The organism is Citrobacter sp., assembly GCF_050252275.1.
In the GTDB taxonomy this organism is placed as follows: Bacteria; Pseudomonadota; Gammaproteobacteria; order Enterobacterales; family Enterobacteriaceae; genus Citrobacter_A; species Citrobacter_A amalonaticus.
In genome coordinates, this window is record NZ_JBFWLF010000184.1 from 1 (window position 1) to 9,278 (window position 9,278).

General features: G+C 52.9%; 8 protein-coding genes and 2 pseudogenes. 3 read left to right on the forward strand and 7 right to left on the reverse strand.

All coding sequences use genetic code 11. The features are described from left to right. Positions 1-115 precede the first annotated feature (115 nt). Positions 116-303, forward strand: a pseudogene (locus AB7E14_RS15365) (DDE-type integrase/transposase/recombinase); the annotation flags it as partial. A 165-nt stretch (positions 304-468) separates the two neighbouring features. On the opposite strand, the gene AB7E14_RS15370 reads toward AB7E14_RS15365, so the two are convergent. The 6 genes from AB7E14_RS15370 to AB7E14_RS15395 form a co-directional block, all read right to left on the reverse strand. After that, positions 469-1,473: a LacI family DNA-binding transcriptional regulator gene (locus tag AB7E14_RS15370; RefSeq protein WP_003029591.1), complete on the reverse strand. Its 1,005-nt coding sequence runs from the start codon at positions 1,471-1,473 to the stop codon at positions 469-471. A 29-nt stretch (positions 1,474-1,502) separates the two neighbouring features. Continuing rightward, positions 1,503-2,903: a sucrose-6-phosphate hydrolase gene (locus tag AB7E14_RS15375; RefSeq protein WP_048998074.1), complete on the reverse strand. Its 1,401-nt coding sequence runs from the start codon at positions 2,901-2,903 to the stop codon at positions 1,503-1,505. Next, positions 2,903-4,273, reverse strand: a complete 1,371-nt coding sequence (locus tag AB7E14_RS15380) for a sucrose-specific PTS transporter subunit IIBC (RefSeq protein WP_000345204.1) — start codon at positions 4,271-4,273, stop codon at positions 2,903-2,905. Before AB7E14_RS15380 ends, AB7E14_RS15375 begins: the two co-directional genes overlap by 1 nt. Before the next feature lie 137 nt (positions 4,274-4,410). Next, complete coding sequence (locus AB7E14_RS15385; protein WP_003029587.1) at positions 4,411-5,928, reverse strand: carbohydrate porin; 1,518 nt, start codon at positions 5,926-5,928, stop codon at positions 4,411-4,413. Between the two features lie 165 nt (positions 5,929-6,093). After that, the gene (locus tag AB7E14_RS15390) at positions 6,094-7,017 is read right to left on the reverse strand and encodes an aminoimidazole riboside kinase (protein ID WP_003029584.1); all 924 of its coding nucleotides are present in this window, start codon (positions 7,015-7,017) and stop codon (positions 6,094-6,096) included. A 228-nt stretch (positions 7,018-7,245) separates the two neighbouring features. Further along, positions 7,246-7,416, reverse strand: coding sequence for a helix-turn-helix domain-containing protein (locus AB7E14_RS15395; RefSeq protein ID WP_077258089.1), 171 nt, complete (start codon positions 7,414-7,416; stop codon positions 7,246-7,248). Positions 7,417-7,925: 509 nt separating this feature from the next. Between AB7E14_RS15395 and AB7E14_RS15400 the strand changes: the two genes are divergently transcribed. Beyond that, positions 7,926-8,234 (forward strand): maltose acetyltransferase domain-containing protein, encoded by a 309-nt coding sequence (locus tag AB7E14_RS15400; RefSeq protein ID WP_003029582.1) that lies wholly within the window; start codon positions 7,926-7,928, stop codon positions 8,232-8,234. Positions 8,235-8,262: 28 nt separating this feature from the next. Next, positions 8,263-8,919 carry an ATP-binding protein gene (locus AB7E14_RS15405; protein WP_003029581.1) on the forward strand — a complete coding sequence of 219 codons (657 nt, stop codon included), beginning with the start codon at positions 8,263-8,265 and terminating at the stop codon, positions 8,917-8,919. Positions 8,920-8,974: 55 nt separating this feature from the next. Here AB7E14_RS15405 and AB7E14_RS15410 read toward each other — a convergent pair. Next, positions 8,975-9,278: pseudogene (locus AB7E14_RS15410) on the reverse strand (YagK/YfjJ domain-containing protein); the annotation flags it as partial.

Below are 9,278 nucleotides of genomic sequence, written 5' to 3' on the forward strand. Positions count from 1 at the left end.
TTACAGAAGTGGCAATGGCGTTCGCCAGCATTTAAATGGAGAGCCGGATGCGCTGAAAGGTGCACGTCCGGTTCGGGGAGGAGAGGCAGGGAAATAGTCCGACTACGCCCTGCCTCTTACTCTACTCTGGACAGGCAAGCGTTGGGCTTACCTTGCTGTTGTTCTCGATCTGTTCGCAAGGAAACTTGAGGGTTGGGCAATGTCATTCTCACCGGACAGCAAGCTGACATCAAAGCGCTGGAAATTGCGTGGGAAGCTTGCGGTAAACCCGCCGGAGTGATGTTCCACAGTGACAGTAATAATGCCGGTGTCAGTCTTTACCACCACTCAGTTTGCCGTTTAACCCGATTGGTGTGATTACTGATGCAGTGAAGACCTTTCCGCATCACATCACTACAAATATTGATTTTTGATTGTTGGATTCGCACCAGATTTCACCTCTGTAGGGTATTCAAAAATGCTCAGTTATTACTGATGCCTAAACTGCAGCGTTGCGGGCAGGTAGCGTTGTAGCGTTTCGGGCGTATCGCCCTCGATCAATTGGCTTATCAGATCATAGCAGTGCCAGGCCAACTGGCGGTTATCCTGCTGTACGGTATCGATACGCAGCGACAGCGAATCATAAAGATAGTGATCGTCAAAGCTCGTCAGATGGATATCTGAGTCGAGTAAATGGTGCTGGCTCATATAGCGCAGTACCCCTTCGAGCAGTCCACAGGCGGCAGTGAACAGCGCCTTAGGCGGCCGCCCAAGTCGCGCGCAGAGTGCGGCGAACATCTCATAGCCTGAGCTCGGGTGGTAGTTACCGTTAATCACCCATTCCGGGCGCAGTGCAATACCCGCCTGAGCCAAACCCTGCGTGAAGCCGGTCAGACGATCGCGTGAAGGCGACAGACGCGACTGACCGCCTAAAAACCAGAACTCATCGCTATGCTTAGGTGCAATGCGGGAAATCAGTTCCGCCGTTGGGGTAATCGAATCAGTCATCACCAGCGGCAGCAGGCTTTCATTAGGACAACGGTCAAACAGCACTACTGGCAGTTGTTGGCTGAGCTTAAGATAGTCGGCATCGTTGTGCATACATGAAGCGACGATCAGACCGTCAACCTGGCGGGAAATCATGTTATTGACCACCACGCTCTCCTGACCGGGGTTTTCATCAGTACAAGAGATCAATAGCTGGACGCCTGCTTCGCGGCACAGCATTTCCAGCTCATGTGAAAAGACCGCAAAGCCGTGGTTGGTGATCTCCGGCACCACCAGTCCGATGGTGTGGCTGCGGTTGTCGCGCAGCGAGCGGGCGTGAATGCTTGGCTGATAGTGCTGCTCACGGGCAATCGCCAGTACTCGCTCACGCGTTTCCTGCGCCACACGCAGCTCCTTACCACGACCGTTCAGTACTAGGCTGGCGGTCGCTTTTGAGACACCAGCCTGTTCGGCGATATCTTTAATGGTTACGCGTTTAGTTTTCATTACGACGCCATGAGCTTGAGGCAAAACGCTTATTCTACCATGCAAGTTCGCAGCGGCCAGTAGCAGAATGCGTCCGGTGTGATGCCAGAGAACATTAGCTGCCCTGAACAGGCCGGGAAGTAGCGGCAGCTCATCACTCCTTCGCCGCCGTTGATGAAAATCTCCACGCTAGACTGGTCGATGAAAATATGCAGCGAGCGGACGTCTCCGCGCCAGTAACGATAATGCTTCTCGTCGCTGGCCAGACTGGGTCGGGCCAGGCGGATCCCGCTGGCATCGCGTTCAAGGATTAATGCGCCGTCAAAATCGAGGCTCAAAATATCGTCCCCAGTGGTTTGTAGAACGATTTCCATCGGTGCCAGCGGCAGGGAGTTCCCTGCCCAGCCGTGCGCTTCGCCGCGCAGGGCGCTCAGCTCTCGTAGAGGACGTTGGTATAGCTGACCATCGATAAACTCCAGCTCACGCAGGCAGGTCATCTGATGGATCCAGCCGTTGGTGAGGGTCGGTTGAAGCATCTCTTCGCCCTCCGGCACGCCCATCCAGCCGACCAGCAGACGGCGGCCATCACTGGTAAGCATGGTTTGCGGGGCGTAGAACTCAAACCCTGCGTCCAATTCGTGCAGTTCGCCATGCTCGAAGACCGCGCGGTGGTAGTCGAAATCGCCGCTCATCCACACTGCCGGGTAGGTGTTGAGATAGCGCTCTTTCTCACGAGGCACGCCCTGCGGGCAGCAAATCAGGACATGCTGGTCGCCGAGGGCAAACAGGTCCGGGCATTCCCACATATAGCCCGCGTCGTCCAGGCCATTGATGCCATAACCGGCGATTTCGCCCTGACTCGTCCACTCATGAAGGTCCGCTGAGCTGAATAACAACACCTTGCCACGCTTTTGCAAATCCTGTGCGCCCAGCACCATGTACCAGCGACCTTCGTGCTGCCAGACTTTCGGGTCACGCACGTGGCCGGTATAGCCCTCCGGCAGCGGTAATACCGGGCCGAGTTTGGTAAACGTGCCGTCGGCATTTTCCGTCGCCAGGCACTGCCACGCGGTTCGGCTGCCGTCGTCAAATTTTACGTTGCCGGTATAGCACAGGGTGAGCGTGCCCTGACTATCCACGGCGCTTCCGGAGTAGCAGCCGTTGCGGTCATACTCTTCATCCGGCATGAGCGCGATCGGCTCATGTTGCCAGTGCAGCAGGTCGGCAGAGCTCCAGTGCCCCCAGCACTTGAACTTATGATCGCAGGCGAGCGGGTTCCACTGATAAAACAGGTGATAACGTCCGGCAAATTCAATAAAGCCGTTGGGATCGTTCATCAGCCCGGTCACCGGCGCATGGTGCCAGCGGGGATAGTGGCTGTCGGCCAGCGCGCGCGGCTGGCCCTGCATAACAGCCTGCAAAATCGCAGGCAGGCGTGATGGATGTGACATTATTCAGCGTCCGTTTTGTATTTCAGTACCAGGGAGACGACAAAGGCGACGCCAAAGGCGATAACCATCCCGATAATGTAGTTCAGCAGCGAGCTGGCCTGCACGATAGCCATGCCAGGGATAGCCGTCAGGCCCACGGCGGTCATGTAAACATGCATGGATACCACCCACGCGCCGCCCACCGCGCCGCCAATCAGGGCTGCGATAAACGGTTTTACAAAGCGTAAGTTAATACCAAAAATCGCCGCTTCGGTGATGCCGAGCATGGCAGAAAACGCCGAGGGCAGGGTAATGGCTTTGATTTTGGCATCTTTCGTTTTGAACCACACCGCCAGACAAGCACCGCCCTGAGCGACGTTGGCCATCGCCCAAATCGGCAGCAGGAAGTTGACGCCGATGGATGGGTTGCCCAGCAGTCCCGCTTCGATGGCGTGGAAGCTGTGGTGAATACCGGTAATGACGATAACCGAATAGAGACCGCCAAACAGCAGTCCGGCCAGCCAACCGGCGTGGGTAATCAGGGTGCTAAGGACAAACGAAATACCGTCGCCAAGCGCGCGACCAGCCGGGCCGATAATCAGCAGGGCGATAAAACCGGAAATGATCACCGTCAGGAACGGCGTCAGGATCAGATCCAGTGCATCGGGGATCACGCGACGCAGCTGTTTCTCAACGATGCTCATAAACCACACCGCCAGCAGCACCGGGAACACCGTGCCCTGATAGCCGATCATGGCAATCTCAAGGCCGAAGAAGTTCATGGTGTGGAAACCGGCGGCCACACCCCAGGCGTTGGTGAGCGCCGGGTGAGTCAGGATGCCGCCAAGCGTCGCGCCAAGATAAGGATTACCACCGAACTCGCGGGCGGCGGTGAAGCCAATCAGGATCGGCAGAATAATAAACGCCGCTGAGCTGCACATATCCAGCATGATGTAGATGGCGTTACCCGGGTCGACCCAGCCGTACGTTTTAACCATCCCCAGAAGGCCCATCAACAGGCCGGAGGCGACGATAGCCGGGATGATCGGCACAAAGATGTTCGACAACAGGCGGGCAATGCGCTGGAAAGGATTCAGTTTTTTCGCCGCAATGTCGGCAGCTTCCGATTTGCTGGATTCGCCAATCCCTGCCGCCTGAATAAAGGCGGCGTAGACTTTGTTCACCACCCCGGTGCCGAAGATAATCTGCATCTGTCCGGCGTTACGGAAACAGCCCTTCACCCCATCAATTTTGCCGATGGCCTGCTGATCGGCCAGTGAGTCATCGACCAGCACCAGGCGCAGGCGTGTGGCACAGTGCGCGGCGCTGGCGATATTTTCCTTGCCTCCCAGAAGCGGAAGTAGCGAGCGGGAAATCTGTTCAAAATCCATAGTACCCTCTGAATGCGTATTGATTTTCGAGTTGTCGTCCCGTGGTAGCCGGAGCGCATTCTCTTCGTTGTTATTGTGTCCGGGGCGACGAAACGTATTTTGTCGCCCCGGCGGTTACTGTCGCCAGGTGTTAACCATCAAAACCAGGTTTCCATCTGCATCCCGAACGACCATTCGCCGCCCGATTTAAAACCACTGCTGCCCAGCGCGTCATCGCTGGCGTAATTATTGAGTTTTTTGCTCCAGTCCATCCACGAGGTGTAAAGACGGATTTCAGGACGGCTGAAGAAATCGCCGATGTCGCCAACCTTAAAGGTCGGGGCGAAGGTGAGCTTGTAGAAGCTGCCGTTTACCGCATGGCGATCGTTATAACCTTCAGGTTTGAGATCCATATACTGGTAACTGCCTTCATAAGCGAGGGCGAAGTTTTGATTGATCTCCTGGATCAGACGCATGTTGAGGGTTGCCCACTGGTAGCTGTCGCCATCGACATAACGGTCTTTACTGGTTTGTGCCAGTATCGCCGGGGCGATAAACCAGTTCTTGCTCAGTGGCGTGGTGCCGTAGCTGGCGAAGCGCCAGGTGTTAGCCCCCGAGCGTAACGCGCCGTCAGAGCCGACACCTTTAACTTCGGCACCCAGTCCGTGACCGTAGAGCAGGGCGGTTTTGCTGGCACCTTCACGCAGGCCGTAAAAACTGTCGTTGTGCAACCCGAGCAGCGCATGTACACCGGTATTTGCCGCATCGCCTTTGACCGGATTACCGTTGGTATCCTGGCGTTCGTCGTTGTCTTTTGCCCGCATCCCGCTGACCATCATCTGCACCGGCCCGATGAAATTGTTCATGCTGACGATGTAGTTCTGCACACTGTTGCTGGTATCAGCAATATCGCCGAAGTTACGCCCGTAAAGAGAGAAGTTGCTGCGAACGCTGTCGTTCCACCTGACATCGTAAATACCGCCGCCGGTACCGGCGAGGAACACGACATCCGAGTCGATCCAGTGAATGTCAAAGTTATCCCGGTCAAAGCGTTTCCCGGCCCACAGGGTGGAGCCTTTAAACGGCCCGTCGAAGGTGGGCAAGTTGCCCAGTTCAACAAAGGCCTGACGCACGTTCAAATCACTGGTGCTCGCCGTCCAGTCGTTATAAGTGGTTTGACCGTCGGCGACCATGACTTTGAAGCGGGTCGTTGCCCCGTTATCCAGGGTCTGCTTATGTTCAAGATTCATTTCAACATAGGTATCGGCCTGGTTTCCCAGGCGGCCAATAGCCCCACCGGTTTCCCCTGCTGGCGTCATGTAGGCTCCGGATTTGGTGCTGGCGCCGGAGTCATTCATTATCACGCCGGAGCGGGCGTAGCCGTGGAACTCAAACCCGCTTTTCTCATCGGCTTTTTTCTCCAGTTTGGCGGTACGCTGAGCCACTTCCTGAGTGCTGTCCTGGGTTTTTTGTTGCTGTGTCGTGAGCTGCTGTACTTTCTTCTCTGCCGACTCTGCGCGGGTTTCTGCCGTTTGCGCTCTGTTTTCGGCATCCTGTAAGCGTTTTTCCAGCGCAATTAAACGGGCTTCGATACTGCTGAGATCCGTTTGTGCATGGGCTGAGGCGGCGCCGGTTAGCAAAGCGATAAGAACCGCGAGTGTGCTTTTTCTGAACATATTGATTGCATCCCAAAAGGAAAATAAAAAATTGTGTGTTTTTGCTAAACCGGTTTAGTTGCAATGTTAAGCACGACATTTAACATTTTGAAATTGATTTTGCTAAACCGGTTTAATAAGTGTGATGGATGCAACAAAGTGGACCGCGTACGACGGTATTTAGGATCAAATCTGGCGGTGTAGATCGCGCTGGTATGGCAGGGCAGTCATCGCGCCTTTCGCCAGGGTTGCCAGGGCACCGCAGGTTTGCGCCAGAGCGAGCGTTGGCTCCAGGGCATTGATATCCGCCGGCATCCCGTTGGCAGCAAGGCTGGCAAGCAGTCCGGCGACAAACGCATCGCCCGCACCGGTGGTATCCACGCTGACAACCGGTTTAGCGCTGAAATGGATAAACTGCTGCTGGAATGCGGCGATGACGCCCGCTTTACCCTGAGTCACCAGCAGTAATTCAGGCTGATAACGCTCAGTGATGCTGGCGATCCCCTGCGCGATATCATTACTCCCGCTGATGAGTATCAGCTCTTCTTCGGACAGTTTCACCACGTTCGCCAGACGCAGGGCGCGGTCGAGACAGGCGTGCAACAGGTTCTGATCTTGCCAGAGATCCAGGCGGATATTAGGGTCAAAGCTCACCCGGCCACCGGCACGTTTGATGTTCTCCATAGCCGCGAAGGTAGCACTGCGGCTGGGCTCGGCGCTGAGCGCGATGGAGCAGATGTGCAACCACTGTCCGGCGGCAAACTGTGGCAGGTCTTCTTCAGCCAGGAACAGGTCAGCGCTGGGGCGTACCATAAAGGTAAAGGTGCGTTCACCTTGGTCATCAAGGTCGACCACCACAGTGGACGTGCGGTGATGATCGTCAAGATACATATGGCTGACGTCGACCTGCTCCTGTTGCAGGGTATGACGCATGTAGCGGCCAAACGGGTCACCGCCGACGCGGCCGATAAATCCGCTGTTGCCGCCAAGGCGGGCAACCCCTACCGCCACGTTAGCCGGCGCGCCTCCAGGGCACTGTAGCAAGCGCCCTTCACTCTCCGGTAGCAGGTCCACCACTGCGTCGCCCAGAACCCAAACTTTTGCTTTCATGCTAAAACCCTCCAAGGCTAAACTTAATTAAACCGGTTTAGCATATTAAATCACAGTGAATGAGTGGGGGAAAGTTCCAGCCGGAAAAGCACTGCTCAGGGCATAAAAACGTGAGCCGCCTTACGAAATAGAATTGATTCGACAGCTGTGAAGACTTACGTCCTGGACACAAATGGATCCTGGATAAATTACCATGCAACTTGATGAAATTATCATGTTTTATCTTATTTACAGATAAATCAAAGGGCTTTTAACACCACACTTCTTGGCATAATGGTTAAGTGTAGTAATGCTCGCTCTGGATGGGTTTGCTTCTATGCTGCGCAGGTATTTGTAAGAAATACCCATTCTACTGGCGAGTTGTTGTCGCATCAGGCCAGCGAAACTGCGCAATTTCATCAGCGTTTCTGGAGGGTTTCCTTTAAAACTTCATCGACAAAACCGCTTTTTACCGTAGATACAGTAAGTGCCTCTTCTCTGCCATTATCCCAGCATCCAAGGTTACCGGGTTCTGATGTAGTCTGCCGATATGCAAGAAATGCAACGGCATCATGCTGGTTATGATGCTGTTTAATCTTCATTGTCACATGGACTATTCAGGGAGCGACAAGCGCTCCCACATGAAAACAGAACCACTCGTTTCATTTACGTGCTTCCTCAAAAGTAATCTCATACCCAATACTTCTGATTTAGTAGGGTTCTGATCATATCATGCAGCTCGATTGCGCTCAATTTGACGGTTTTCATCTTTACACAATGCTCGGTTATGATACTTTGTGATAGGCATGACAAGATCTGGCCGTAATTTTTTAGAAGTGAGTTTGCCCGCCACTTCACGGGACAGCATACATCCGGATAAAACCGGTAACAGGAAAGGCTCCACGCTGCATACGGAGGAAACAGAATTAATGAATGATAAATTGCCGCCCTGCGCTGATACCAGGGTGGAACGTGTCCGTCTTAAAGATGGGGATTACTTTTTCCCTGCTGAACCCGCCATAAAAGCGGATTCTTTGCGGACAAAATCGCTCCTTCATCGTTTTAACCACACCGATCCTGCTCATATTGATTCCCGCCTGCTACTGATGAAAGAGTTGCTGCCTGAATGTGGGGAAGGGGTATCTGTCACCACGTCTTTCCACTGCAGCAGGGGGTATAACATTCGTAAGCGTCGTCTCAGCACCGTCTGGCAGATCCTGAAATTCCTGAGAGGATAGTGGACACCAAATATGGTGGACACTATCCATGAAATCATTAACCACAGTGCGTAAAAAAAGCCCTAATTATCCCGTTGAGTTCAAAATCAAAATGGTTGAACTCTCGCATCGACCAGATATCCGAGTCTTTGCGTTTGCCAGCGAGGATAAGGAGTACCAACCGTTACTCGATGATATTCTGGATGGTCCAATGGTTGGGCGTTTTGATACTGAGGAAGCCGGAAAGGCTTTGATCGATGGTGGATTGATTGAGCGTTTGATGTCAACTATCATGCCCTTTATCACTTCAGAGGCCCCTCTACCCGATACGCATCTACGTCGGGAAACAACCTGGTATTATCCACTGGAAGCTATTCGCGAAACTGTTGTAAATGCACTGGCTCATCGTGACTGGACACGCTTTGTTGAGATAGAGATTGGCTTGTATAGCAATCGATTTGAAGTTATTAGCCCAGGGGCGCTGAATAATTCGATGTCGATTGAAAAGATGGTTACAGGTCAGCGATCACCACGTAATACGATTATCATGGAAGTCTTACGTGATTATGGTTACGTTGATTTCAGGGGGATGGGAGTCAGGACAAAGATTATTCCACTAACACAGGCCATGAGTGGCCAACTCCCTGAGTTTACTGCAACAGATGATTACTTGAAAACAATACTTTATCGCTCACCATCTTCTTGATATATAAGGTCTGGCCTTTCCATCCATAAGAAAGGCCATTGCTGTAAAAAATAAATTACCCGCGACTGCAGCCGAAGCTACGGTCGCCATCTCCATATGCTTTTGTATCGAGTTTAGCTAGGTAGTCGAAGCGATTCAGTAATTTATTGTATTCTCCTTCAAAGTTAAAATCATTGACGTCTAAAATATAACGACAATTTTCAGGGTAGTGAACCAATCCCGGATAATCATCCAGTTCCAATCCCAGTGCGCTATACCATGCTCTTACAATCATCATCCTTAAATATCTTTCAGCCTCATAATCACCTAAATGTTAATAAGCATCTTAAATAAAAAAAATACCAAGGTGAAAGTGACAA